This is a genomic window from Actinomyces sp. HMT 175, from assembly GCF_016694895.1.
Classification (GTDB): domain Bacteria; phylum Actinomycetota; class Actinomycetes; order Actinomycetales; family Actinomycetaceae; genus Actinomyces; species Actinomyces oris.
Window position 1 is genome coordinate 1,853,231 of the sequence record NZ_CP068012.1, and the last position, 25,200, is coordinate 1,878,430.

19 protein-coding genes are annotated in these 25,200 nt (G+C 69.4%); 6 read left to right on the plus strand and 13 right to left on the minus strand.

The window, feature by feature from the left end; translation table 11 throughout:
* Positions 1–108: 108 nt before the first annotated feature.
* Positions 109–861, plus strand: a complete 753-nt coding sequence (locus tag JJJ14_RS07900; protein WP_201443798.1) for a GNAT family N-acetyltransferase — start codon at positions 109–111, stop codon at positions 859–861.
* A 40-nt stretch (positions 862–901) separates the two neighbouring features.
* Here JJJ14_RS07900 and dapB read toward each other — a convergent pair whose 3' ends face one another.
* On the minus strand, positions 902–1,654 hold the full coding sequence (dapB, locus tag JJJ14_RS07905; protein ID WP_201443799.1) for a 4-hydroxy-tetrahydrodipicolinate reductase: 753 nt from the start codon (positions 1,652–1,654) through the stop codon (positions 902–904).
* Between the two features lie 169 nt (positions 1,655–1,823).
* Between dapB and JJJ14_RS07910 the strand changes: the two genes are divergently transcribed.
* Positions 1,824–2,756 carry an oxidoreductase gene (locus JJJ14_RS07910; RefSeq protein ID WP_201445116.1) on the plus strand — a complete coding sequence of 311 codons (933 nt, stop codon included), beginning with the start codon at positions 1,824–1,826 and terminating at the stop codon, positions 2,754–2,756.
* Between the two features lie 253 nt (positions 2,757–3,009).
* On the opposite strand, the gene JJJ14_RS07915 is transcribed toward JJJ14_RS07910, so the two are convergent.
* The 4 genes from JJJ14_RS07915 to JJJ14_RS07930 all read right to left on the minus strand — a co-directional run bounded on the left by JJJ14_RS07915 (position 3,010) and on the right by JJJ14_RS07930 (position 9,013).
* Positions 3,010–4,416, minus strand: a complete 1,407-nt coding sequence (locus JJJ14_RS07915; protein ID WP_201445118.1) for a M16 family metallopeptidase — start codon at positions 4,414–4,416, stop codon at positions 3,010–3,012.
* 185 nt (positions 4,417–4,601) lie between these two features.
* Positions 4,602–6,959 carry a polyribonucleotide nucleotidyltransferase gene (locus JJJ14_RS07920; protein ID WP_075374518.1) on the minus strand — a complete coding sequence of 786 codons (2,358 nt, stop codon included), beginning with the start codon at positions 6,957–6,959 and terminating at the stop codon, positions 4,602–4,604.
* Positions 6,960–7,497: 538 nt separating this feature from the next.
* On the minus strand, positions 7,498–7,767 hold the full coding sequence (rpsO, locus tag JJJ14_RS07925; RefSeq protein ID WP_003786006.1) for a 30S ribosomal protein S15: 270 nt from the start codon (positions 7,765–7,767) through the stop codon (positions 7,498–7,500).
* A gap of 220 nt (positions 7,768–7,987) precedes the next feature.
* The gene (locus tag JJJ14_RS07930; protein WP_075374516.1) at positions 7,988–9,013 is read right to left on the minus strand and encodes a bifunctional riboflavin kinase/FAD synthetase; all 1,026 of its coding nucleotides are present in this window, start codon (positions 9,011–9,013) and stop codon (positions 7,988–7,990) included.
* Between the two features lie 302 nt (positions 9,014–9,315).
* Between JJJ14_RS07930 and JJJ14_RS07935 the strand changes: the two genes are divergently transcribed.
* Together JJJ14_RS07935 and JJJ14_RS07940 are read left to right on the plus strand one after the other, a co-directional pair.
* Complete coding sequence (locus JJJ14_RS07935; RefSeq protein WP_201443800.1) at positions 9,316–11,646, plus strand: FtsX-like permease family protein; 2,331 nt, start codon at positions 9,316–9,318, stop codon at positions 11,644–11,646.
* A gap of 11 nt (positions 11,647–11,657) precedes the next feature.
* The gene (locus tag JJJ14_RS07940) at positions 11,658–12,479 is read left to right on the plus strand and encodes an ABC transporter ATP-binding protein (RefSeq protein ID WP_101559590.1); all 822 of its coding nucleotides are present in this window, start codon (positions 11,658–11,660) and stop codon (positions 12,477–12,479) included.
* A 22-nt stretch (positions 12,480–12,501) separates the two neighbouring features.
* Here JJJ14_RS07940 and JJJ14_RS07945 read toward each other — a convergent pair whose 3' ends face one another.
* The 3 genes from JJJ14_RS07945 to rbfA form a co-directional block, all read right to left on the minus strand.
* Entirely contained in the window at positions 12,502–12,804 is a 303-nt protein-coding gene (locus JJJ14_RS07945; RefSeq protein WP_009406136.1) for a hypothetical protein, read from the minus strand.
* A 71-nt stretch (positions 12,805–12,875) separates the two neighbouring features.
* A complete protein-coding gene (gene truB / locus JJJ14_RS07950; RefSeq protein ID WP_101559591.1) occupies positions 12,876–13,970 on the minus strand; it encodes a tRNA pseudouridine(55) synthase TruB in 1,095 nt (364 codons plus the stop codon).
* Positions 13,967–14,464, minus strand: coding sequence for a 30S ribosome-binding factor RbfA (gene rbfA, locus JJJ14_RS07955; protein WP_075378340.1), 498 nt, complete (start codon positions 14,462–14,464; stop codon positions 13,967–13,969). Before rbfA ends, truB begins: the two co-directional genes overlap by 4 nt.
* A gap of 197 nt (positions 14,465–14,661) precedes the next feature.
* Between rbfA and rarD the strand changes: the two genes are divergently transcribed.
* Complete coding sequence (gene rarD / locus JJJ14_RS07960) at positions 14,662–15,654, plus strand: EamA family transporter RarD (protein WP_101559592.1); 993 nt, start codon at positions 14,662–14,664, stop codon at positions 15,652–15,654.
* On the opposite strand, the gene JJJ14_RS07965 is transcribed toward rarD, so the two are convergent.
* Genes JJJ14_RS07965 through JJJ14_RS07975 form a run of 3 tightly spaced genes read right to left on the minus strand, consistent with a single transcriptional unit; the run spans position 15,605 to position 19,751 of the window.
* Positions 15,605–16,429, minus strand: coding sequence for a slipin family protein (locus tag JJJ14_RS07965; RefSeq protein ID WP_003786350.1), 825 nt, complete (start codon positions 16,427–16,429; stop codon positions 15,605–15,607). The genes rarD and JJJ14_RS07965 overlap by 50 nt on opposite strands.
* A gap of 50 nt (positions 16,430–16,479) precedes the next feature.
* Positions 16,480–17,409, minus strand: coding sequence for a hypothetical protein (locus JJJ14_RS07970; RefSeq protein WP_101559593.1), 930 nt, complete (start codon positions 17,407–17,409; stop codon positions 16,480–16,482).
* A complete protein-coding gene (locus JJJ14_RS07975; RefSeq protein ID WP_075253314.1) occupies positions 17,409–19,751 on the minus strand; it encodes a nitric-oxide reductase large subunit in 2,343 nt (780 codons plus the stop codon). The genes JJJ14_RS07970 and JJJ14_RS07975 overlap by 1 nt, the downstream gene beginning before the upstream one ends.
* A 364-nt stretch (positions 19,752–20,115) precedes the next feature.
* Here JJJ14_RS07975 and JJJ14_RS07980 point away from each other — a divergent pair, with 364 nt between their 5' ends.
* Positions 20,116–21,687: a molybdopterin-dependent oxidoreductase gene (locus JJJ14_RS07980; RefSeq protein ID WP_201443801.1), complete on the plus strand. Its 1,572-nt coding sequence runs from the start codon at positions 20,116–20,118 to the stop codon at positions 21,685–21,687.
* 119 nt (positions 21,688–21,806) lie between these two features.
* Here JJJ14_RS07980 and infB read toward each other — a convergent pair whose 3' ends face one another.
* Together infB and JJJ14_RS07990 are read right to left on the minus strand one after the other, a co-directional pair.
* Positions 21,807–24,767, minus strand: a complete 2,961-nt coding sequence (infB, locus tag JJJ14_RS07985) for a translation initiation factor IF-2 (protein WP_201443802.1) — start codon at positions 24,765–24,767, stop codon at positions 21,807–21,809.
* Between the two features lie 91 nt (positions 24,768–24,858).
* Positions 24,859–25,191 carry a YlxR family protein gene (locus JJJ14_RS07990; protein ID WP_003786360.1) on the minus strand — a complete coding sequence of 111 codons (333 nt, stop codon included), beginning with the start codon at positions 25,189–25,191 and terminating at the stop codon, positions 24,859–24,861.
* Between the last annotated feature and the right edge of the window lie 9 nt (positions 25,192–25,200).

Genomic DNA, 25,200 nt, shown 5'->3' on the forward strand with positions numbered 1-25,200 from the left:
CGTGCACCCGGCCAGCCGAGAGGCCCTTCTCATGATCTGTCTCATAGGTACCTCCCCACTCCCGGATACGCTCAGGGACCCGGAAGGGCCGTCACTTAGGCTCGGTCCATGACCTCCACGACCCCCTCGCCTGCATCGCCGTCATCGTCCTCCGGGAGCCGGGACGGCTCCGTCCTGGGCGCCGATCCTCTGGCCGGGCTGAACCCGGATGCGAATACGCGCACCCCGCACCGCCACTCCCCCGGCGCTCACAACCCGCATGACCATGACGGCCCCCAGGCGTCGGGGGGCTTCGTGCGCCCGGCTCGGGCGGAGGACCTGACGGCGATCGGGCAGGTCCAGGCCGCCACGATGCTGGCCTCCCTGCAGGCCGGCCACACCGCCGAGCACGGTGCGCCCCTGCCCGAGGGTGTGCAGGCGATGATCGCAGCCCCGGTCATCGCGGCGGGCTGGGAGACGGCGGTGAGCGCGCCGCCCTCACCCGAGCACCACGTCCTGGTGGCCACCACCGCCCAGGCGGACGCTGCGAACCGGACGGTGGTAGGCCTGCTGGGTCTGGCCCCCACCCAGTCCATGGATGCCGAGGGCCACGTCGACGAGGCCGGGGTGCAGGCCGTGGAGGTCACGGCCCTGGGCGTGGAGCCGGCTAGTCAGCGCCGTGGGCACGGTTCCCGGCTCCTGGCGGCTGCCGTGGACCTGGCCCGTCAGGACGGGGCCAGGGCGCTCGTGGCCTGGGCGGTGCGCGGGGACGAGTCGGTCAGCCGGCTCCTGAGCTCGGTGGGCATGGCGCCCACCGGCGCCCACCGGGTGCTCGGCGTCGGCGAGGGCATCACTGAGGACTGCTGGGCGGCCTCGCTGTAGCAGCTCACCGGCCCCTACCCGGCCCCGACTGGCTCCCGTCTCAGAGGTCGAGCAGGGCGTCCAGGCCGATGGTCAGGCCGGGGCGGCTGGAGACCTGCCGGACGGCGAGGACCACGCCGGGCATGAAGGAGGCCCGGTCGAAGGAGTCGGTGCGGATGGTCAGCTGCTCGCCGGGGTTGCCGAGCACGACCTCCTCGTGGGCGGTCAGCCCCCGCAGACGCACGGCGTGGACGTGGACGCCGTCGACCACCGCACCGCGGGCACCGTCGGGGTCGGTCTGGGTGGCGTCCGGCATGGCGCCCAGGCCCGCCTCGGCGCGGGCGGCGGCGATGCCCTGGGCGGTGGCGACCGCGGTGCCCGAGGGCGCGTCGACCTTGTTGGGGTGGTGGAGCTCGATGACCTCGGCGGACTCGAAGTAGGGGGCGGCCTTCGCGGCGAAGCTCATGGCCAGCACGGCGGACAGGGCGAAGTTCGGGGCGATGAGGACGCTGCGGCCGGCGGCCTCGGGCCGGGCCAGGTGCTCGCGGACGTGCCCGTAGGACTCCTCGGTCCAGCCGGTGGTGCCCACGACGACGTCCACTCCGGCGTCGAGCAGGGCATGGACATTGGCCTCGGTGACGCTGGGGACGGTGAAGTCGACGGCGACGTCGGCGCCCGCCAGGTGCTCGGCGTCGAGGGTGTCCCCCACGTCCAGGCGGGCCACGAGCTCGAGACCCTCGGCGTCCTGGACCGCCTGGCAGACGGTCGATCCCATGCGCCCGGCGGCGCCCACAACGGCTACGCGAATCGTCATGGCCCCACCCTAGCGACTCACCCGCCCACCGCGAGGTCACGTCCGCCTCCCGACACCGACTCCGGTTGTCCAGCGCCTGGACGCTCGGGATCCGCCTCAGGTGGGAGACTGAATGCGTCCCCCACGGGGGAGCAGCCGGGAGTCGATCCGAACAGAGTCACCAATCATGATGGATGCTGAAGGCACTCCCACATCATCAGAAAGGGAACCGCTCGTGACTACAACCGCGGAGCAAGCACCAGCCGCCGCGCCCCAGGCATTCTCCAAGGCGCCCGGTACCGGGGTCGCCCTCGTCACCGGCGCCTCCTCCGGCATCGGCGAGGACACCGCCCGCAAGCTCCGGGCACTGGGTTACATCGTCTACGGCGCAGCCCGTCGTTCCGACCGTCTCCAGGCCCTGACCGCCGACGGCATCCGCCCGCTGGCCATGGACGTCACCGACGACGCCTCCATGAGCTCCGGCGTCAACCGCATCCTGGAAGAGACCGGACGCATCGACGTCCTGGTCAACAACGCCGGCTACGGCTCCTACGGCGCCATCGAGGACGTCCCGATCAACGAGGCCCGCCGCCAGTTCGAGGTCAACGTCTTCGGTCTGGCGCGCCTCACCCAGCTCATCACCCCGCACATGCGAACCCGGGGCTCGGGCACCATCATCAACATCTCCTCCATCGGCGGGAGGCTGACCACACCACTGGGCGGCTGGTACCACGCCACCAAGTACGCCGTCGAGGCCCTGAGCGACGCGCTACGCATCGAACTGTCTCCTTTCGGGATTGACGTCGTCGTGGTCGAGCCCGGCGGCATCCGCACCGAATGGGCATCGATCGCCGCCGACCACCTGGAGGCAACGGCCGAGGGCAGTGCCTACGCCGACCAGATCCGAGACGTGGCCGGAGCCATGCGCAGCGAGTCGAACCGGCGGCACTACTCCCCGCCGGAGGTCATCGCTCGTACCGTCGGCAAGATCGTCACCGCCCGTCACCCCCGGACCCGCTACGCCGTGGGCTTCATGGCCAAGCCGCTCATTGCCGCGCGTCGAGTCCTGCCCGACCGGGTCTTCGATCAGCTCATCGGTGCCGCCTTCGGCTTCCGGCGCTGAGCAACGCTCAGGCCCACACTGACCAGTAGCACCAGGGGCCGACGACTGGAATCAGCTTGTTGGTGTCCATTTCGGATACAAAGGACCTCCATCTCTTAGAGCGCAGGCTGAAGAACCTTGGAATCATGGGGTTGCGCATCGGCTGGATGAGAGCGATCCGCGCCTTTGTCACCGATTTGGACACTCAGCCCCTCTTCTGACTCCTGCGGTACTCGATGAGCAGGTCATGGACCCCATCGGTTGTCGGCAGCTGTCAGCCAACCGGACCCACGAGGATGCGGGCGCGCTTCTGCTCCACCAGCCAGGCGGCCATCTCCCGGACCTCCTCAGGGGTGACGGCCTCCAGGCGGCGCAGGTTCTCCCCCATGGAGCGCAGGCGCCCGGTAACGACCTCGGCCCGCCCCAGACGACCCATACGCGCCAGCGAGTCCTCTCCCCCAAGCACCATGGCCCCGCGCAGCTGACCGCGGGCACGCATCATCTCCCGCTCGGTGACGCCGTGCTCGGCAAGCTTCTCAAACTCGCCGATCATGACGGCACACACCTCGTCGACGTCGCCGGGGGCGCAGCCCGCGTAGAGCCCGAAGGCGCCAGCACCGGCGTAGGAGGTGTCGAAGGCGTAGGTGGTGTAGGCCAACCCCCGCTTCTCACGCACCTCCTGGAACAGGCGCGAGGACATGCCCCCACCCAGGATGGTGGTGAGCACGCTCATGGCCCAGCGCCGCTCATCGCGTACGGCGATGCCCTGGCAGGTCAGGTACAGGTGGGTCTGCTCACTCTCACGCGGGACGGTGATGTCGTGAACGTCCAGGGCCGCGAAGGGCTCGATCTCGAAGCGGCGCTCGCGCGGGACGGCGTCAGGCGAGGCGTCCCAGCCGGCCGCGGCCAGGTCGGCCAGGACCCGTTCGCAGACTTCGTCGTGGTTGACGGCGCCGGCGGCGGCCACCACGAGGGTGTCGGAGGCGTAGGTGCGCTTGTAGTGCTCCCACACGGCGTCACGCGGGACGGCGGTGACGGTCTCGTTAGTGCCGCCGATGGGGCGGCCCAGCGGCGTGTCCTCACCGAAGGCGGCGCGGGCGAAGGCCTCCTGGGCGACGTCGGCGGGGTCGTCGGCGGCATCGGCCAGCTCGGAGACGATGACACCGCGCTCGGTCTCGACGTCGGCGGGCTCCAGGAGCGAGGAGGTCACCATGTCGGCGAGCACGTCAAGGGCCTGCATACCGTCAGGGGCGAGCACACGGGCGTAGTAGGAGGTGTGCTCCTTGGAGGTGGCGGCGTTGGACTCCCCGCCGATCATGTCGAAGGCCTCGGCGATCTCGTGGGCATCCCGCGTGGCGGTGCCCTTGAACAGCAGGTGCTCCAGGAAGTGGGTGGAGCCCTCCTGGCCGGGCACCTCGTCGCGGCTGCCGACGCCGAACCACATGCCGATCGAGGCCGAGCGCAGCCCTGGCACGGACTCGGTGATGACGCGCACCCCACCGGGCAGGACCGAGCGGCGGGTGAGCGCCCCGTCGTCGTGCAGGGTCAGCTCGGTGCCGTCACGGCCGGGCCGCCCACGCCCGAGCTCCACCTCGGCGTAGTCAGTCGGGCTCGAGGACTGCCCGGTCGCGGGGGTCGTGGAGGGCTGAGAGGCCGCCGGCCGGGCTGATCCGGCGCGCATGTCTGGGTTGGTCACCCGCGAAGACTAGCGGGCTGGCGGGCCCAGTGTCGTTCCCGCACCCGGCCGCGTCCTGCCGCGCGCAGCGAACGCACTGCCCCGATGACGACGGTGTCCCCGCCCGGCCCAGAGGACCGGACGGGGACACCGGAGAGATGCATCAGTCGGCTAGGGCCGCTGAACGGGTCTCACTCCTCCTCGGAGGACTCGGCGCTGCGCATGCGACGACGGCGCGGACGACGCTCGCGGCGCGGCTGCTCGCCGTCCTCGTCCTTGGCCTCGCGGCGCGAGCCGCCCTCACGGGAGGCCTTGCGGGAGGCCTCGCCCTCGGCCTCGGCGGCGAGCTGCTCGTCGGTGAGGACCGCGTGCAGGCTCAGCTTGCCGCGCTGGTCGATCTCGGCCAGCTCGACCTGGACCTTGTCCCCGACGCCCAGGACGTCCTCGACGTTCTCCACGCGCTTGCCGCCGACAAGCCGGCGGATCTGGGAGATGTGGAGCAGGCCGTCCTTGCCGGGGGTCAGCGAGACGAAGGCGCCGAAAGTCGTGGTCTTGACCACGGTACCCACGAAGCGCTCACCGATCTCGGGCATCTGCGGGTTGGCGATGGCGTTGACGGCGTCGCGGGCGGCCTCGGCCGAGGGGCCGTCGGAGGCGCCGATGTAGACGGTGCCGTCGTCCTCGACCGTCAGGTCCGCCCCGGTGTCCTCCTGAATCTGGTTAATCATCTTGCCCTTGGGGCCGATGACCTCACCGATCTTGTCCACCGGGATGCGCACGGCCAGGACACGCGGGGCCGTGGGGGCCATCTCGTCGGGGGCGTCGATGGCCTGGGCCAGGACGTCGAGGATGAACAGGCGGGCGTCGCGGGCCTGGCCGAGCGCGCCGGCCAGCACCTCGGAGGGCAGGCCGTCGAGCTTGGTGTCCAGCTGGAGGGCCGTAATGAAGTCACGGGTTCCGGCGACCTTGAAGTCCATGTCCCCGAAGGCGTCCTCGGAGCCGAGGATGTCGGTGAGGGTGGCCCACTTGGTCTCGCCGTCGATGACCTCGTGCATGAGGCCCATGGCGATACCGGCCACGGGTGCGCGCAGCGGCACACCAGCGTTGAGCAGGGACAGGGTGGAGGCGCACACCGAGCCCATGGAGGTCGAGCCGTTGGAGCCCAGGGCCTCGGAGACCTGGCGGATCGCGTAGGGGAAGTCCTCGCGGGTGGGCAGGACGGGCACGAGGGCCCGCTCGGCCAGGTTGCCGTGGCCGATCTCGCGGCGCTTGGGGGCGCCCACGCGGCCGGTCTCACCGGTGGAGAAGGGCGGGAAGTTGTAGTTGTGCATGTAGCGCTTGTGGGTGACCGGGGAGAGGTCGTCCACCTGCTGCTCCATGCGCAGCATGTTAAGGGTGGTCACGCCCAGGATCTGGGTCTCGCCGCGCTCGAAGATGGCCGAGCCGTGCACGCGGGGCAGGACCTCGACCTCGGCGGCCAGGGTGCGGATGTCCTTCAGGCCACGACCGTCCATGCGCACGCCCTCGGTGAGGGTGCGGTGGCGCACGATCTTCTTGGTCACGGAGCGGAAGGCGGCCTTGAGGGCCTTGGTGTCCTCCTCGGTGGGGAAGGACTCGGCGAGCTCGGCCAGGACCTCGTCACGCACGGCGTCGGTGGCCAGGTCGCGGGCCTGCTTACCCTCGGTGGCGATGGCGGCGGCCAGGCCGTGGGCCTCGGCGGCCTTCTCCACGGCGTCGTACTGCTCGTCGGAGTAGTCCAGGTAGAGGGGGAACTCGGCGGTGGGCTTCGAGGCGTGCTGGGCGACCTCGAGCTGGGCCTCGCACAGGGCCTTGATGTGGGGCTTGGCGGCCTCCAGGCCCTCGGCGACGACAGCCTCGGTGGGGGCGACGGCCCCGGCGTTGATGAGCTCCCAGGCGTGCTCGGTGGCGCCGGCCTCGACCATCATGATGGCGACGTCGCCGGACTCCAGGACGCGGCCGGCCACCACCATCTGGAAGGTGGCGCGCTGCTGCTCGGAGTAGCGGGGGAAGGCCACCCAGTGCCCGTCAATGAGGGCCAGGCGGGTACCGGCCACGGGCCCGGAGAAGGGCAGGCCGGCGATCTGGGTGGACATCGAGGCGGCGTTGATGGCCAGGACGTCGTAGTCGTCGTCGGGGTGGATGGCCAGGACGGTCTCAACGACCTGGACCTCGTTGCGCAGGCCCTTGACGAAGGAGGGGCGCAGCGGACGGTCGATGAGGCGGCAGGCCAGGATGGCGGCGGTTCCGGCGCGGCCCTCGCGGCGGAAGAAGGAGCCGGGGATGCGGCCGGCGGCGTACTGGCGCTCCTCGACATCCACGGTCAGAGGGAAGAAGTCGAACTGGTCCTTGGGGTGCTTGCCCACGGTGGTGGCGGACAGGACGGCGGTCTCACCGTCGAGGTAGGCCATGGCGCTTCCAGCGGCCTGCTTGGCCAGGCGGCCCGTCTCGAAGCGCACCACGCGCTTGCCGAAGGAGCCGTTGTCGATCACTGCCTCGGCGGCGGTGACCTCGGGGTCGTCAATGAACATGAAGTCTCTCTTCTCGCGATCGTCGTGCCGGGTCCGTGGCCTTCGATCGAGGCCCACGGAGCCGAGTGCTGCCATACGCGGATCTCCTTGATCCGACGGCGCGAGCACGGTTCCGGAGGCCACCACCGAAAACCGACGGGGCCGGCCGCTCCCCGGGTCTCTTCCCGGGGGCGGACTGCGCCACCTGCGCACTCCTGGCCGGCTCGCACGCTGGGAGAGCATCGATGAGCCGGCGAGTACACGAGGGCACAGCCGCGCAGATTCTATCGTGCGCGGTCCCGTGATGCCGATCAGCGCCGCCGGATGCCACGTGAGATGGGACGCGCGGAACCGATGCCTTCCTGGACCGGTCTTACTCGATCGTGACAAAGTGGTGACCAACGGCAGGACGAAACTGGCCTGCGCCCCGCGACCCGTGAGGACATCAAGGCGCTCTACACCTCGCTGCTCTGAGCGCGGGCGAGGCGGCCCGGAAACGCCGTGCGGCCCGGCTCCCCTCCAGGGGGCCGGGCCGCACGGCTCAAGGCTGTCAGCGCGCTCAGCGGCGGATGCCAAGGCGGGCGATGAGGGCACGGTAGCGCTCGATGTCCTCCTTCATGAGGTAGTCGAGCAGGCGACGGCGCTTACCGATGAGCAGGTAGAGGCCGCGACGCGAGTGGTGGTCGTGGGTGTGGCCCTTGAAGTGCTCGGTGAGGTTGGAGATGCGCTCGGTGAGGATGGCGACCTGGACCTCCGGGGAGCCCGTGTCACCCTCGTGGGTGGCGTACTCGGCGATGATCTCTTGCTTGCGCTCTGCGGTAACCGACATGCGGACTCCTTCGGGTCTCGTTGCACGGAGCGCCGGGGCAGGTTCTCCCGGGCATGAGGTATCCGTGGCCGATCGACGGCCCGCCAACCTTACCAGCGCCGCTTCCCTCCGATCACGCCAGAGGCTGTGCGAACCGGCACAGTTCCGGGGCGGAAGCGGGATGCGACGGTCAGGCTCCGACGGCGACGACCCCCGCGATGGCCTTGCCCCGCCACCGGAGCTACTGCGCGGTGACGTCCTCGGGACGGATCGGCTCGGGGACCGGGACTCCCAGAATCCGGGCGGTGTCCTCGATATCGGCGCGCATCTGCACCAGGAGCGCGTCGAGCCCATCGAAGGCGAGCATGGGGCGCAGGCGCTCGACGAGCTCGACCCCCACCTCCTCGCCATAGAGATTGAGGTCGGCTCGCCCCAGGACATGAGCCTCGACCGTGCGCTGGGGGACGTCGTCGAAGGTGGGATTGGTGCCGATCGAGATGGCGGCGGGCAGCCGCTGGACATCGCCTTCGTCTGCGCAGCCGCGAATCAGCCAGCCGGCGTAGACCCCGTCGGGCGGCACGACACCGGCGGTGGCGGCCTCCAGGTTGGCGGTGGGGAACCCGAGCTCGCGGCCGCGGCGCAGACCTCGCACGACGACGCCGCGCAGCCGGTGGGGACGGCCCAGGACCCGGCTGACCTGCCGCATGTTCCCGTCCTTGAGGCACTGGCGGATCCACGTCGAGGACCAGCGACGCCCCTCGTCGGAGCAGATGGTGGAGACGATCTCCACCTCGAAGCCGTCCTGGCGACCGATCTGCTCCAGGGTGGCGGCGTCCCCGGAGTTGCGCCAACCGAAGCGGACGTCGTCGCCGACGACGACCGCGCGGGCCCCGAGCAGCTCCTCCAGCCAGGTGCGCACGAAGTCCTGCGGGCTCTGGGCGGCGAAGTCGAGGGTGTAGGTGATGACCAGGACCGCGTCGAGACCGAGGTCCCCCAGGGAGGCCAGGCGGTCGGTCAGGGAGGCGATGAGGGGCAGGTCGGCCTCGGGCTGGTGGACGCTACGGGGGTGGGGGTCGAAGGTGACCGCGACGGCCAGGGGCCGCCGGTCGTCGTGGGCGAGCTCATGGGAGAGCTCGACGACGCGTCCCAGGACCGCCTGATGCCCGCGGTGGACGCCGTCGAAGATGCCCATCGTGACCACGGCGCCCGGCCCTCCCGGAGCGCTCAGGCTCGCTGGCACCTGCTCGGCGCCGTACCAGACCTCCACTGTCGCTGTTCCTGCTCTCATCGGCCCGTGGGCGCACCGCGCCCCTGTCTTCATCCGCATCCGCACGCCCCCGCCCACCCCGCCGGGTCGGGAGAGGAGCGTGCGCGGGACAACCCTGCCACGGGGGCGCAGCCGGATGCGAACCAGCCGCCCTCGACACGCCTTGACGCGTTTCGACCGTCAGTCTATTCTCGATATCGACTGTCAGTCGATTAGTGTCGAAAACCGTTCCCTCACCTGGGAATCCCTCATCCGGGAAAGAGCCCGCAAGACCGAGGACAGACTCCAAGGAGGCTGCTGTCATGCTGATGCGACTTCTCAAGGCGGACCTGGCGCGCGGCGCCGTCGTGGCCGCTACCCTGACCGCCCTCATCGCCCTGGCGGCCACACTGATGTCGGCCGGGACGTCCCTGGTGGTGGACAGCCTGTCGGCCACGCACCGGCTTTCGCAGCGGGCCAAGCTGCCGGACCTGGTGCAGATGCACTCCGGCCGTATTGACGACCGCGACCGGCAGGCGATCGAGACGTGGGTGCAGGCGCGCAGCGACGTCACCGACCACGAGGTCATCAAGACCCTTCCGGTAGCGCGCCAGGAGCTGTCCATCAACGGTGTCAACCAGTCCGAGTCCTACAACGAGCCCGCCTTCGTCACCTCTCCCAAGCACCTCGACCTCCTGCTCGACGACGACGGCGAACCCGTCAGCCCGGGGCCGGGAGAGGTGGTGCTGCCGATCCACTACCGGGCGATCAACAGCGCCGATGTCGGCGACACCGTGACCGTCAGCAGCGCCGGCAGGACCACGGCCCTGACCGTCGTGGGATTCGCCCGCGACGCTCAGATGAATGCCGCCATGATCCCCTCCAAGCGCCTGGTGGTCTCGCCCGAGGACTTCTCCGCCCTGGAGCAGCAGATCACCGAGCCCGAGTACCTCATTGAGATGAGCCTGACCGACTCCGCCCGTCCCGGCGGCGTCATCGACGCCTACAAGGAGGCGGGTCTGCCCAGTAACGGCATCAACGTCAGCGCCTCGATGATCCAGCTCATGAACTCACTCAACGCCATGCTCATCGTGGCAGTGGCCCTGGTGGTGGCTGTCATTCTGGCGGTTGTCGCCGTCCTCGCCCTGCGTTACACGGTGCTGGCGGCCGTCGAGACGGACCTGGCTCAGATCGCCGTGCTCAAGGCCATCGGGGCGCCACTGAGACGGATACGCCGCCTTTACGTGGTCAAGTACCTGGCTCTGTCAGCGCTGGGGGCGGCCCTGGGCTACGTGGCCGGCCAGCCCCTCGCCACTGCCCTGGAGGCCCCGACGACCCTCTACCTGGGCCGGCCCGCGACCACCCTGTGGAGCGTGGGGCTGCCGATCCTCACGGTTCTGGTTCTGGCGCTCGGAGTCATCGGCTTCACCTGGTTGGCTCTGCGGCGCATCGGCCGCATCTCGGCCATCGAGGCTCTGCGCAGCGGCACCAGCGCCTCCCTGCGCCCACGCCGGCAGCGCTGGAGACTGACCACCCTTCGCCGCCTTCCGGTTCAGGTGTGGCTCGGGGCGCGCGAGGCACTGCGCCCCTCCAACGCCCTGATGCTCGGTGTTCTGGCGCTGTGCACCTTCACCATGGTGCTGCCGACGAATGTCTCCTCGACTCTGAGCGACTCACGTGTGGCCACCTACCTGGGGGCCGGTCGGGCCGACCTGCGTATCGACGTACGCACCGGGGTCCAGGACCTGGCCGCCGTGGAGAAGGCCGTCGACTCCGACCCCCGCGTCACCCGGCACACCACGATGCTGCGCCGCAGCTACAAGATGTCCACTGCCGCCGGCGGCTCGGAGACGGCGCTCATTGATATCGGGGACCATGAGGCCTTCCCCATGGAGTACCTCTCCGGGCGCGCCCCCACCACCGACGACGAGATCGCCCTGTCCTTCAGCCAGGCCCAGGACACGGGGGCCAAGGAGGGCGCCACGGTCACCGTCCGGACCGCCGACGGTGACAAGGACCTGACGGTCACGGGTGTCTACCAGGACATCACCAACAACGGGCATACCGCCAAGGCCACCTTCGACGACGGTGCCCCCGCACTGTGGCAGATCGTCTACGCCGACGCCGGCTCCACTCAGCAGGCCAGCACCCTCGCCAAGCAGCTGAGCGGCGAGTACCCGGGGATCCAGGCGGTCAGCATGAATCAGTATGCCGCCCAGTTCTTCGGGGCCACCGGCTCCCAGGTCCGCATCGTCACCACGCTGGCCTGCGCCATCGCGCTGGGGCTGTCCTTCCTCATCACGGTGCTGTTCACCGTCCTCATCGTCTCGCGGGAGCGACCTCAGATCGGCGTCCTGATGGCGCTGGGGTGCACCAGACGGGCAGTTGCGGGGCAGTACCTCATCCGTTTCGGCCTCCTGGCGCTGCTGGGGACTGCCCTAGGGCTCCTGGGGGCCTCCGCTCTGGGCAGCCCCGCGATCGGGGCGGTCATGGCCTCGCGCGGAGCCCCCGACCTTCAGCTCCTCCCCAACTGGTGGCTGGTGGGGCTCGTCCTACCAGGGGCACTGCTGGCCACCGTCGTCGGTGCTGTCGCCCTGGCACTCAGACGCCTACGCACCATGCCCCTGACCATGACCCTGAGCACCGGCGAGTAAGGAGAGACAGAATGCGTGCCTCCACCCCATCGCGTTCCCCATGGCGCACCGGATCAGCAGCCGCGGGACCGGCTGTCCCCGTGGGAGCCGGGCAACCGGTTCTGCGGGCCCAGCACCTGTCCAAGAGCTACCACTCCCCCGTCCTGCGAGACCTCGACCTGGATGTCGAGCAGGGGCAGTTCGTCGCCATCATGGGGCCCTCCGGGTCCGGGAAGTCCACCCTTCTGCACTGCCTGAGCGGTATGGACCGGCCCGATACCGGCTCCGTACTCCTGGGCGGCCAGGAGATCACGAGCCTGAGTGAGAAGGAGCTGGCGGCGCTGCGACTGACGCGTTTCGGATTCGTCTTCCAACAGGCGCATCTCCTGACCACCCTGTGCCTGCTGGACAACATCGTCCTGCCCGGGTTCCTGGCGGGTCTGCGTCCGCGCTCCGAGGTCACGGCGCGTGGAGAGGAGCTCATGGAGCGCATGGGGATCGCCGAGCTGGCCACCAGCGGCGTCACCGAGGTATCCGGCGGCCAGCTGCAGCGCGCAGGCATCTGCCGGGCCCTCATCAACGACCCCGGGATCGTCTTCGCCGACGAACCCACAGGAGCGCTCAACTCCGCTACCGCGCTGCAGATCCTCGACCTGCTCGGGGAGATTCACGCCTCGGGGACGACTCTGGTCATGGTCACCCACGACTCCCAGGTGGCGGCCCGGGCCGACCGTGTCCTGGTGCTCGTGGACGGGCAGATCACGGAGGACCTGCTCCTGGGACGATACGAGGAGGCTGACGGCCCCGCACGCCTGACGACGGTCACCGAGGCCCTCCAGCGCCACAGCGTGTGACGGGGCCGGGTCAGTGGCCTCCTCAGTGACCCCCGCAGCCGCAACCGCCACCGCCCGAGGCGGAGGCAGAGACATCACGCAGGCCCAGCAGGTTACCGGCCTTGTGCCCGGGGGTGACGCCCTGCGGCGCTCCCGCTCCCAGGGCCGTCGTCACCGCTGAGGCGATGGCGACGGCGTCGACGACCTCCGGGGAGGTCTGCGCGGGCTCGGGCCGGTATCCCTCACCCACCGGCTGGGCGACTGCGGGCGCGGCGGCCCGCTCGTCCTGCTCGTTGCGCTTGCCGTGCCCGCCGCATCCGCAGCGGCATCCTCCGGTCTGGCTCATCATGTCTCCTCACGCAAAGGTGCTCATCGGGTGTGCTTTCGCCGGACGGGCCGGCGGCCCGAGTGCGCGTCTCAGGCCGGGTCCAGGACCAGTACCGGGCGCGCACGTGGGCCCTGGTGCCTCAACAGTGCCACGAGGCGCCCACCGGGGGCGAATCCGGCGACGACGCACTGCTCGGCCGTCTTCGCAGAGGCCTGCAGCCGCCGGCCCTCGGGTGCCTCACCCCTCTCCAGGACCTCGGCGTCAAGGGGCTGGCCGTATCGCAGTGCGCGCGCCTCGTCCTCGGTCAGGCTCAGGCGCTCGAAGCAGCGCCGGCCGACCTCCTCCAGCCGCAGCGTGGTGACCCCGTGAGGCTCTGGGTTGGAGGCGTCGGTCTCGACCTGGGCGGACAGGTCCGTCAGGGTGTAGGCCTCGTTGATGTCGAAGGGGCCCACTGCGGTGCGCCGCAGCGCGGTCAGATGAGCCCCGCAGCCCAGCGCCCGGCCCAGGTCCCGGGCCAGGGCGCGCACGTAGGTGCCCGACGAGCAGGAGACGAGGATGTCGACATCGACCGTTTCCACCACGTCTGGGCCGTCACCGAGGGCGCCGTCAGCTTCGACGATCGACTTCCGGGGCTCCGCGGTCAGGCGCAGCTCGTGGATGGTCACGGGCCTGGCCTGCAGCTCGACGTCCTGACCGTCACGGACGCGTTGGTAGGCTCGCACGCCGTCGACCTTGATGGCGGAGACTGCACTGGGCACCTGCTGGATCGGTCCGGTCAGGGTTGTGAGCGCCTCCTGGAGGCGGGCCTCGGGTACGTCCTCGATCCGGCAGCCGCGGGCTGCGACGATCTGCCCGTCGGCGTCCTCCGTCGTGGTCTCCACCCCGAGGCGAACGGTGGCCTCGTAGGTCTTGTCGGCTCCCACCAGGTAGGTGAGGAAGCGGGTGGCGCGCCCGATGCCCAGCAGCAGCAGGCCGGTGGCCATGGGGTCGAGGGTGCCGGCGTGCCCCACCTTGCGGGTAGCGGCCAGGCGGCGGGTGGCGCCGACGACGTCGTGGCTGGTCAGCCCCCGGGGCTTGTCCACCAGGAGGATCCCGTCGGCCGCCGTGACCGCGCCACGGGGGACGTCGGGGCGACGACGTGCGCCGGTCCGCTCCACGGGCTCGGCCCGCTCAGAGGCCTTCACAGGTCCTCGGCGTCCGTTGCAGGCTCGTGGTCGCTCTCCTCAGCCTCCGGCTCGCCGTCCTCGGCCTCCTCATCCTCCTCATCGTGGCGGTAGGGGTCGGCGTCACCGGCGTAGGTGGCTCCCTCGGCGACCTTGGCGATCTGGGCGTCACGCACCCTGGCCTGGGCCAGGGCGTCCTCGAGGGTCTTAGCGGTGGTGGGCAGGGCATCGAGCTGGAAGGAGAGTGAAGGAGTCAGGCGGATGCCGAGGGCCTTACCAACCTCGGAGCGGATGAGTCCCTTGGCTGAGCGCAGCGCCTTGGCCGTCTCCTCCCGCTCCTCATCGCTGCCGTAGACGGTGTAGAACACGGTGGCCTGCTGGAGGTCGCCGGTGACACGGACGTCGGTGACGGTGACGAAGCCCAGGCGCGGGTCCTTGATTCGCCCTTGAAGGAGGCGGGCGACAGTCTCATGAATGCGGTCGGCGACCTTGCGGGCGCGGGCGGCGTCGGCCATGGCGGGGCTCCTTCACGTGCGGGGTCCGGGTCTGTCAGGCCCGGGGCTGAGCGATCGGGACCGATCGGCGCGCCGTCCTCACCCGCGAAAGAGCGGCCCCTTCCGAGGCGGTCCAGTGCGCCTCACTATGCTACGCGGAGCGGCGACACGGTCACCGCAGCCATCCCCGAGCGCGAACGGATCAGGAACAGATCACAATGAGCTCCTCCCCCGGTGCATCCTCCTCGAAAGACGGCCCCACCGCTACGCCACCGGCCCTTCCTGAGGCCGCGGCGACCTCGGCGTCAGGGACGCTCGACAGCACTGGGATGGCTCTGGTCATCGGCTGCTACACCCTGTGGGGCGTCTTCCCCCTCTACTTCCACCTTCTCTCGGCCGCCGGCAGTGTGGAGATCATCGGTCACCGGATCCTCTGGACGCTCGTCTCCTGCCTGATGCTCATCGCCCTGCGGCGCCGCTGGGCGCAGCTGGTTCACGTGGTGCGCTCACCGCGCCTGCTGGGGATGCTGGCCGTCTGCGGGCTGCTGGTCTCAGTCAACTGGCTCGTCTACGTCTACGGCGTCAACAGCGCACGCACGGCCGACGCCGCCCTGGGCTATTTCATCAACCCGCTGGTGACGGTGGCCCTGGCCTCGCTGGTGCTGCATGAGCGGTTGCGCCCCGCTCACCGGGTCTCAATCGCGCTGGCGGGCGCTGGAGTGGCCCTCCTCGTGGTGCTGCAGGGCGCGCTGCCGTGGATCTCCCTGGCGCTGGCCTTCTCCTTCGCCCTGTACGGGCTGGTCAAGAAGCAGCTCGGGCCCGACGTGGACGCGCTGACCGGGCTGACGGTGGAGAGCGCCGTCGTGACTCCCGTCGCGCTCGCCTACCTGGGCCACCTGGCCTGGCAGGGTCAGTCGGCCTGGCAGGCCCCCGATCAAGGGTGGTGGATCCTGGCACTGCTCGTGGTGGCCGGCCCGGTCACGGCCGTGCCCCTGCTGCTCTTCGCCGCCGGGACCAGGCGCGTGCCGTTGTCCGTGGTCGGGATGGGGCAGTACATCGCCCCGACCATCCAGTTCCTGCTGGCCTGGGGCGCCTTCCATGAGCGGATCCCGCCGGCCCGATGGGCGGCCATGGTCCTGGTGTGGGCGGCGGTCGCAGTCTTCATCGGTGACGCGGTGCGCCAGCTCCTTCGCCGCCCTCGCCCTCGTTAGCCTCCGGCAGGCCGCCCTGGGGACCGAAGCGCTCCAGGAGCGGTCCGATGATGTCCATTGGCAGGGGGAAGACGACCGTGGAGTTCTGGTCGGCGCCGAGCTCCAGGAGGGTCTGCAGGTAGCGCAGCTGGAGAGAGGCCGGTGACTTCGAGAGCGTGTCGGCCGCCTGACGCAGCTCCTCGGAGGCCTGGAGCTCACCACGGGCGTTGATGATCTTGGCGCGGCGCTCACGCTCGGCCTCAGCCCCACGAGCCATGGCCCGCTGCATCTGCTCGGGAATCTCAACGTCCTTGATCTCGACGACACTGACCTCCACGCCCCAGGGCTCGGTGAGCTTCTCGATGATGTCTCGCAGGTCGGCGTTCAAGGCGCTGCGGTGGGCGAGCACGGTGTCCAGGTCAACCCGGCCGAGGACGGACCTCAACGTGGTCTGCGCGATCTGGGAGGTGGCGATCGCGTAGTTCTCCACCGCCATGACGGCCTTGACCGGGTCAGTGACGTTGAACAGGACGACGGCGTTGACGCGCGCCGGCACGTTGTCCTCCGTGATGACCTCCTGGGGCGGGATGGTCAGGGTGACCACGCGGGTGTCGACCCGCACCAGGCGCTCGAGGAAGGGAACGACCAGGTGCAGGCCGGGGTCGTAGACAGGTCGCAGGCGCCCCAACCTGAACACGATGCCCCGCTCGTACTGGGTGATGATCTTGAGCGAGAGGGCCAGGACAAGCAGGACGAGGACGGCCAGGGCCGCAATGGCGGTGGTGGTGGTAGTCATGAAGGGTCCTTCAGGAAGGTAAGTCGACGTGGCTCAGGGCTGGGCCCGAATCATCTGCGTGTGGTGTCGGTGGCCTCGTTCCACGCCGAGGACCATGAGCGCCGGGCCCCGCCGCGGGTTCCATCCGCCCCGTTCTCGGCGCCAGTGGTCGGGACGCGCTTGCGGGTGCGCAGGGCGGTGACGCGACGCAGCTCGGGCTCCACGGAGGCAGCGGAGGCGACAGTCCCGCCGTCCGCTTTCCCGGTGCCGTCAGCCCCGGAGAGGAAGGAGACATGCACGGTGCGCCCCGTTGCGGCTGCACGGGCCTGAGCGGTGGCGATCGCCTCGGCCGCCTCACGCACTGAGCGGTATCCCGAGGGGCGTGCGCTGATCGACACCGGGACGGGCCCGGTGCCCGATGAGCGACGAGCCTCCTCCGCCTCCTGGTACTCCTGCGAGCCGACGTGGGGCAGGTGGGCCGGCGCGTTGTCGGGGGTGCTCCACAGGTGACGGGCCAGCGGCAGGACTCCGGCCACGATGACGACGACGGTCGTCGTGCCCAGGACGATGAGGTCACCGGCGGCGTGAAAGGCCACCATGAGCAGCACCGGGATGAAGACACCGACGCAGGCGATGACCAGGCCCACACCGCGGTGGAAGCGTCCGGCGTCGGAGTAGGGCCACGGGTCGACGGGCCGGGTGATCTCCCGTGGGCCGGGGGTGGGCGAGCAGCTGTCCTTGGACGGGCAGCGCCCGCAGATCGCATGGGCGCCCTCATAGCGGATGACGCGCTTGTCCGGGTCGAAGGCGGTGGGCCATAGCCACTGGTCCTCGTGGCACCTCCAGCCGTCGACGTCGTCGTGGTACATGAAGTCCGAGTGCCGCCAGGACATGGAATGCCGGGCGCTGCGCGAGCCGAGGACGTCCACGGCCCACGCAGCAGCCAGCATGATGAGCGCGTAGACGGCGATGAGCCACACGCTCAGGTCGGGTGAGTCCATCAGTCGTTCAGCTCCGCGCGCTCACCACGCCAGGCCTTGCGCCCACCCTGGATCTCCTCGTAGAGGGCATCCTCGGCGAAGGTGTCCACCGTCCGCCCTCGACGCCAGTTCCTCAGTCCCAGGAAGGCGATGTAGAGGTAGGGCAGGACTCCGCCGAGGATGAAGATGAGGTCTCCGGGCATCCGCCCCCACTCAATGATCGTGTTGACAGAGTTGGTGACGTAGGTGAGCTGGCGGGCCTCGAAGTAGCCCGTGCTCACCGAGTAGCGCAGCTGGAGGATGCCCAGCGGCAGCAGGGTGGCGAAGCACATCCAGGCCAGACCGATGTTGAGGCTCCAGAAGGAGGTCTTGGCGAGCTTCTCGGGCCACTTGTCGGCCGGCACCAGGTAGCGCAGGGCGAACATCCCCAGCGCCAGCGCCATGAAGCCGTACACGCCCATCATGGAGGCGTGAGCGTGGTTGGCCGTCAGCGCGGTCCCGATCTCGTAGTAGGACACGATGGGCAGGTTGACCAGGAAGCCGAAGACACCGGCCCCCAGGAAGTTCCAGAAGCCGACAGCCATGAGGAACATGACGGCCCAGCGGTGCGGGAAGGGACCGGCCTCCTTGCCGTGGCGGTTGGCTCCCAGCTGCATGAAGGCCCAGGCCTCCACCGTCAGGAAGGTCAGGGGGATCACCTCGGCGGCTGAGAAGAAGGCGCCCAGGGCCATGTGCTCCACCGGCGTGCCGGAGAAGTACAGGTGGTGCATAGTGCCGATGACGCCGCCGGCGGAGTACAGGATGATGTCCATGAAGATGATGCCAAGGGCGATCCTCTCGCGGACAACGCCCAGCAGGACGAAGACGTAGGCGACCATGACGGTGGTGAACAGCTCGAGGAAGTCCTCGACCCACAGGTGCACCACCCAGAAGCGCCAGAACTCGGCGACGGTCACGTGGGTTCCGGTGCGCGCCATCATCCCCACGGCGTAGAAGGCGGGGATCGCTAGGGCCGCGAACATGAACAACCAGGGCATGTTGGCCACGTGCTCGTTGCTCAGGCGCGAGCGCATGGCGCGCCAGATGATGAACACCCAGACGAACAGGGCCAGGGTCAACAGCACCTGGAAGACGAAGGGCAGGTCGAGGTACTCCCACTGCTGGGCGAACAGCGGTCCCTTGGCCCAGCTCAGGCCGTGCTGGCTGGCCCCCTCCGCCAGGCAAGACAGCACGACGACGACCGTGGCGGCGATGAACAGGGTCCACACCAGCACGTGCTGCTTCTTCGGCTCGCGCCTGGCGATGAACGGAGTCAGGAACAGCCCGGCCGCGAGCAGCCCGATGGCGGTCCAGAACAAGGAGAGCTGGACGTGCCAGGTGCGGGCCAGGGAGAAGGGCAGGAGCCGGCCCAGGTCGAAGCCGAAGAAGGACAGCACGTCGGCCCGGTAGTGCTCGGCCAGGGCCCCCAGGAGCGTCTGGACGAGGAAGAGGGCGGCGATGGTGAAGACGTACCAGGCCACCACCCGCTGCGACTTGGTCAGTCCGACCTCCTCGGGCTGTCGGAAGGACAGGGCCGGGGCCTCCTCGGAGTGCCAGCCGATCTTCTGGCTCCAGCGGCCGTAGATGGCGAACATGACCCCGGTTCCACCGATGAGGACGATCAGTGACAGGACCGACCAGATCATGAGGTCACCGGTGGGCGCGTTGCCGACCAGGGACTCGGCGGGCCAGTTGTTCGTGTACGAGTAGTCGTGGCCGGGGCGCTGCGCTGACGAGCCCCAGGCGGTCCAGCCGAAGAAGGCCGTCACCTGCTTGACCTGGACGGGGTCGGTGATGAGATCCGGCTTGAGGCCGTGGCTGTGGGCGTCGGGCCCGAACATCGTGGTGTAGTGGCTGACGGCCTCGTTGTAGGCCTTGACCTGCTCATCGGTCCACACCAGGGTTCCCGTGGAGGGGTCGTAGCGGTTGGTCCGCATCATCTCCTTGGTGGCGGCCGCCGGGTCGGCGACCCCCTGGGCGGCGAGCTGCTTCTTGACGCTCGTGGCCTCCATGCGGAGGTACTCGGCGGTGAAGTCCGGACCGAGGTAGCCGCCGTGCCCCAGGATGGAGCCGTACTCCATGAGACCTCTGGCCTGGAAGAGCTTCTGCCCCTCGGTGATGTCCTGCGTCGTGAAGAGGGTCTCGCCGCTCTCGGTGACCACCTTCTGCGGCTGAGGCATGGAATTGGTGTAGGTGCGGTAGGCCAGCAGGCCCATGACAGTGAATCCGAAGAGCATGACCAGGGCGACCCCCTGGATCCACCCCTTGCCGATGAGGCGAGCGCGTCGGGAGGACGCCCCCTCAGTCGTGGCAGCGGATGACATGAGATTACCTCCGTGTATCTCAGGAGACGGCGGATGTCTTCCGCGTCGTCACAGCCACCGTACAAGCCTTGCAGAGCTTTGTGGGGGAACGATCCGGGACTTCTCCGTCGATATAACGACTGATCGCTCCCATTTCCTCAGATTCTCTCCGTCGGTATTCAACGTGTGGAACAACATGACAACCAGAGCTTCGCCGATTTAAATCAGCCATTTATTTCGTATTTATGAAAGGCTGACATAACTTCCTCTCCGCCGCATCGCCACCCGATCGCGACACCTTGTCATCACCCCCTGTATAGAACCGGCACACAGCAGTACAATGATTTATACGGAAGATTTGTCACCCCGTTTGTAAGGCACGATGATGTCCTTTCTGCCCCTAGCCGCACAGACCGCCAACGACGTCGCCCAGCAGTGCGTGGACACTGAGACCTTCCCGCTCTGGCTGCGCGTCACCCACTTCATCAACTTCCTCCTCATGGGCGTGCTCATCCGCTCCGGGATTGAGGTCATCGCCTCGCACCCGCGCTTCTACTTCAAGGACCAGTGCGAGCCCGGATCAGAGTGGATCCGGTTCACCAAGGACAAGGTGCCCCTCGAGGAGGGGGCCTTCACCGCCCGGGACGATCAGCGCGACCTCTCTCCCCTGCTGTCCCTGCCCGGCCGGGCCAAGATCGGGCTGGGGCGCGCCTGGCACGGGGTGGCCACCAGCTTCTGGCTGCTCAACGGCGTCATCTACGTCGTCTTCCTCGTGGGCACCGGGGCGTGGCACCGTCTGGTTCCCACCACGTGGCGGATCCTGCCCGACGCCTGGGACTCCCTGCTGACCTACGCGCACCTGCGCACCCCGTCCTTGTGCGACTTCACCCCCTACGACAGCCTCCAGCAGCTGGGGTACTTCTTCATCGTCTTCATCGCCGCTCCGCTGATGATCGTCACGGGACCGGTCATGTCCCCCGCCGTCGTGGGTCGCTTCCCCTGGTACGCCAAGATGTTCGGTGGCCGCCAGGCCGCCCGATCCCTGCACCTGATCGGCATGTTCATCTACCTGGGCTTCGCCATCGTTCACGTGGGCCTGGTGTTCATCGTGCACGCTCCCCACAACCTCACCCACATCGTCTTCGGCTACTACGACCCCAGCCGGGTGGGTCAGGCCTACGTCACCGTGATCGGGACGATCGTCGTCGTGGTGGCGCTGTGGATCGCCATGTCCTACTGGACGCTGACGGACACCCGTCGCAGCCAGCGGATCCTGTGGGACGCCACGCGGGGGATCCGCCGCCTCACGGTGGACCGCTTCAGTTCTCAGCAGGCCGTTAAGAAGCCCTGGACGGAGAAGGACATCTCCACGTTCCACTGGGTCAACACCCGCACCCCCTCACGGGAGGAGTCTCCGGAGTACCAGGAGCTGGCGGCGAACGACTTCGCCGACTTCCGTCTCGAGGTGGGTGGCATGGTCTCGGCGCCGGCGTCCTTCTCCCTGGCGGAGCTCAAGGCGATCGCCAGCCAGTCCCAGATCACCATGCACACCTGCATGCAGGGCTGGACGGGGATCGCCAAGTGGACGGGGATCCGTGTGCGGGACCTGCTCGCGCAGGTCGGTCAGATCGATCCCGAGGCCGGCTGGGTGATGTTCGAGTCCTTCGGCATGGCCCAGCACATGCACGACGGCCGTCCGGTCGAGCCGTACTACACGTGCCTGCCTCTGGACATGGCCCTCGAGGACGACACGATCCTGGCTTGGGACCGCAATGACGCGCCGCTGTCGGGCATGTTCGGTGCTCCGCTGCGCCTGCGCTGCGAAACGAGCCACGGCTACAAGATGATTAAGTGGGTCCGGTCGGTGACGTTGATCCGTCACTACAGCGAGGTCGGTGACGGCATGGGCGGGACCCGTGAGGACTCCGGGTACCAGGACGTCAACGCGCGCATCTGACGCTCATCGCCCCACCCGCACTTTCTCTCTCGCGGGCAAGGCGATGCGGGTCCGTCTGACACGGTGGCCGGCCACCCCAGTGCGGGGTGGCCGGCCACCGTTGATGAACGCTGTCGTTCTCAGTCGCGGGGCTTCTCGCGCATCTCCCAGGTCTCGATGACGTCGCCCTCGGCGAGGTCCTTGAAGCCCAGGTTGATACCGCACTCGTAGCCCTCGCGGACTTCGGTGACGTCGTCCTTCTCACGGCGCAGCGTCTCGATGGACAGATCGCCGTTGATGACGACGCCGTCGCGCACCAGGCGGGCCTTGGTGCCCCGCTTGATGATGCCCGAGCGGACGATGGAGCCGGCGATGGAGCCGAACTTCGAGGAGCGGAAGATCTGCCGGATCTCGGCGGTACCGAGCTCGACCTCCTCGTAGACGGGCTTGAGCATGCCCTTCATGGCGGCCTCGACGTCCTCGATCGCGTTGTAGATGACCGAGTAGAACTTCATGTCGACGCCCTCGCGGTCGGCGATCTCCGAGACGCGCTCGGCAGGCCGGACGTTGAAGCCGATGATGACGGCGGAGTCCACCGTGGCCAGGTTGACGTCGTTCTGCGTGATGGCACCCACGCCGCGGTGGATGACGCGCAGGGCGACCTCCTCGCCGACGTCGATCTTGAGCAGGGAGTCCTCGAGGGCCTCGACCGCACCCGAGCTGTCGCCCTTGAGGATGAGGTTGAGGGTGTCGACCTTGCCCTCCTTGAGGACATCGGTGAGGTTCTCCAGGGAGACCCGCTTGCGGCGCTTGGCCAGCAGGGCGGCGCGCTCGGCGGCCTCACGTTTGTCGGCGATCTGGCGGGCCGTGCGGTCGTCGGGGGCGACGATGAAGGAGTCACCGGCGCTGGGCACGTTCGTCAGACCCAGGACCAGGGCCGGGCGGGCCGGGCCGGCCTCGGTGAGGTTCTCCCCGTGCTCGTTGAACATGGCACGCACACGCCCGTAGGCGCTTCCGGCCACGATCGGGTCACCGACCCGCAGCGTGCCGCGCTCGACCAGGATGGTGCTCACGGCGCCGCGGCCCTTGTCGAGCTTGGCCTCGATGGTCACGCCGCGAGCCTCGGTGTCCGGGTTGGCCCGCAGGTCCAGGGCGGCGTCCGCGGTCAGCAGGACGGCCTCGAGGAGCTCGTCGATGTGAAGACGCTGCTTGGCGGAGATGTTCACGAACATCGTGTCGCCGCCGTACTCCTCGGGAACCAGACCGTACTCGGTGAGCTGGCCACGGATCTTGTCCGGGTTGGCGCCCTCCTTGTCGATCTTGTTGACCGCCACGACGATCGGCACGTTGGCCGCCTGGGCGTGGTTGAGGGCCTCGACGGTCTGAGGCATGACGCCGTCGTCAGCAGCCACGACGAGGATGGCGATGTCGGTCACCTCGGCGCCGCGGGCACGCATGGCAGTGAAGGCCTCGTGACCGGGGGTGTCGATGAAGGTGATCGGACGCTCCTCGTCGTTCAGGTTGACGCGCACCTGGTAGGCGCCGATGGACTGAGTGATGCCCCCGGCCTCACCGGCGACGACGTCGGTGGAGCGGATGGCGTCCAGCAGCTTGGTCTTACCGTGGTCGACGTGGCCCATGACCGTGACCACCGGGGGCCGGGGCACGAGGTTGGCGTCGTCCTCGTCGGGCTCAAGGTCGATGTCGAAGGACTCCAGGAGCTCGCGGTCCTCGTCCTCGGGCGAGACGATCTGGACGTTGTAGCCCAGCTCGGCGCCCAGGAGGGCGAAGGTGTCCTCGTCGAGGGACTGGGTGGCCGTGGCCATCTCACCGAGGTGGAACAGGACGGTCACCAGGGCCGCGGGGTTGGCGTTGATCTTCTCGGCCAGGTCCGTGAGCGTGGCTCCCTGGCGCACGCGCACCGGGGTGGAGCCGTCACCGCGCGGGACGATGACACCGCCGATCGACGGCGCGCTCTGCTGCTCGAACTCCTGGCGCTTGGCCCGCTTGGACTTGCGTCCCCGCGGGGCACCGCCACCGCGCCCGAAGGCGCCCTGGGTGGAACCGCGACCGCCGCGGCCACCGCGGGGTCCGCCGAAGCCGCCGCCCGGACGACCGCCGCCACCGGGACGACCGCCGCCGGGACGCGAGCCACGGCCACCGCCGCCGGCACCGCCTCGTGCGGGGGCACCGGGGCGCCCGATGGAGGACTGGCCGGGCATCATGCCCGGGTTGGGACGCGGACCGCCCGGACGCGGGGCACCGGAGCGTCCGGCTCCCTGAGGCCGTGCACCGCCCTGCGGCCGTGCGCCGCCCTGAGGACGGGGGCCACCGGGGCGCGGACCGCCCTGGGGACGGGGGCCACCGGAGCCACCCGGTCGGGGCATGCCCTGGGAGGTGGCGAAGGGGTTGTTGCCGGGGCGCGGCGCGCCAGAGCGCGACTGGCCTGAGCGCTGGCCTCCTCGGCCTGTCTGACCACCCTGGCGGGGCATGCCCTGGGAGGTGGCGAAGGGGTTGTTGCCGGGGCGCGGCGCGCTGGGGCGGGGCCCCGGGGTCGGGGCGTTGCGGCGCGCGCCGGGCGTCGGGGCGCCAGAGGCGGCCGCAGGCTTGGGTACGCCGGCTCCGGGCTTGGGGGCCTTGGGTGCCTCAGCAGCGGCACTCGGCTGGGGCGCAGGCTTGGCGGCGGCCGCCGGGGCCGGAGTGGGGTCACTCGGCTTGGCGGCCTGAGCCCCTGGCTTGGGTGCGCCGGCTCCCGGCTTGGGGGCGGCCGGCTTGGCGGCAGGGCTCGGAGCCTGGTCCTGAGCACCGGCAGCTCCCGGCTTGGCTCCCCGAGCTCCCGGCTTGGGGGCGCTCTTGGAGGGCTTGGGGGCCTGAGAGTCGGTCTTGGCCGGCTTGTCGGCCTGGGTGTCCGCCGGTGCTTCCTGCACCTGGGCGGCGAAGTGCTCGCGAACCCGGCGAGCGACGGGGGGCTCAACGGCTGAGGAGGCCGCCTTGACGAACTCTCCCTGGTCCTTGAGCCAGGCCAGGATCACCTTCGAGGTGACCTTCTTGCCAGTGGGGTCGAGCTCCTTGGCGAGCTCATGAACGCGTGGTTTAGCCACTTTTCTCCTGTCCGGTTTCCCACCCCGGACAGGGGTGGGTGCTTCTAGAGGCAGCTCATCGCTGGGTACTCATCGGGTGCCCATCGGCTTCCTACCCGCCTTCGCTATCGGTGGTCCGCTCACCCGGTCGGGCAGCGGGGACCTCGCCGTCGTTGACCATCCTCCGCTCCAGGAACCCGCGCACCCGGGCCACATCCAGTGGTCCGCCGGTGCGCAGAGCGCGTGGAGCGGCGCGTCGTCGCTCAGCGAGGTCGAGGCACGCCGGATCCGGGTGGATCCAGGCGCCGCGCCCGGGTCTGACGGCCCGGGCATCGACGTCGAGCTCACCGCTCGGCGTCAGGACGAGACGCAGCAGCTGCGTCCGCGGGGCCTTTTGTCGACAGCCGATACAGGTGCGCTCGGGCACGTGGGGGATGGTGACCACCGTCCGTCG

Excerpts from the sequence above, each read along its gene's own strand:
- JJJ14_RS07900 (WP_201443798.1), top strand. The coding sequence starts at position 109 with ATGACCTCCACGACCCCCTCGCCTGCATCGCCGTCATCGTCCTCCGGG.
- dapB (WP_201443799.1), bottom strand. The coding sequence starts at position 1,654 with ATGACGATTCGCGTAGCCGTTGTGGGCGCCGCCGGGCGCATGGGATCG.
- JJJ14_RS07910 (WP_201445116.1), top strand. The coding sequence starts at position 1,824 with ATGGATGCTGAAGGCACTCCCACATCATCAGAAAGGGAACCGCTCGTG.
- JJJ14_RS07915 (WP_201445118.1), bottom strand. The coding sequence starts at position 4,416 with ATGCGCGCCGGATCAGCCCGGCCGGCGGCCTCTCAGCCCTCCACGACC.
- JJJ14_RS07920 (WP_075374518.1), bottom strand. The coding sequence starts at position 6,959 with ATGTTCATTGACGACCCCGAGGTCACCGCCGCCGAGGCAGTGATCGAC.
- rpsO (WP_003786006.1), bottom strand. The coding sequence starts at position 7,767 with ATGTCGGTTACCGCAGAGCGCAAGCAAGAGATCATCGCCGAGTACGCC.
- JJJ14_RS07935 (WP_201443800.1), top strand. The coding sequence starts at position 9,316 with ATGCTGATGCGACTTCTCAAGGCGGACCTGGCGCGCGGCGCCGTCGTG.
- JJJ14_RS07940 (WP_101559590.1), top strand. The coding sequence starts at position 11,658 with ATGCGTGCCTCCACCCCATCGCGTTCCCCATGGCGCACCGGATCAGCA.
- JJJ14_RS07945 (WP_009406136.1), bottom strand. The coding sequence starts at position 12,804 with ATGAGCCAGACCGGAGGATGCCGCTGCGGATGCGGCGGGCACGGCAAG.
- rbfA (WP_075378340.1), bottom strand. The coding sequence starts at position 14,464 with ATGGCCGACGCCGCCCGCGCCCGCAAGGTCGCCGACCGCATTCATGAG.
- rarD (WP_101559592.1), top strand. The coding sequence starts at position 14,662 with ATGAGCTCCTCCCCCGGTGCATCCTCCTCGAAAGACGGCCCCACCGCT.
- JJJ14_RS07965 (WP_003786350.1), bottom strand. The coding sequence starts at position 16,429 with ATGACTACCACCACCACCGCCATTGCGGCCCTGGCCGTCCTCGTCCTG.
- JJJ14_RS07970 (WP_101559593.1), bottom strand. The coding sequence starts at position 17,409 with ATGGACTCACCCGACCTGAGCGTGTGGCTCATCGCCGTCTACGCGCTC.
- JJJ14_RS07975 (WP_075253314.1), bottom strand. The coding sequence starts at position 19,751 with ATGTCATCCGCTGCCACGACTGAGGGGGCGTCCTCCCGACGCGCTCGC.
- JJJ14_RS07980 (WP_201443801.1), top strand. The coding sequence starts at position 20,116 with ATGTCCTTTCTGCCCCTAGCCGCACAGACCGCCAACGACGTCGCCCAG.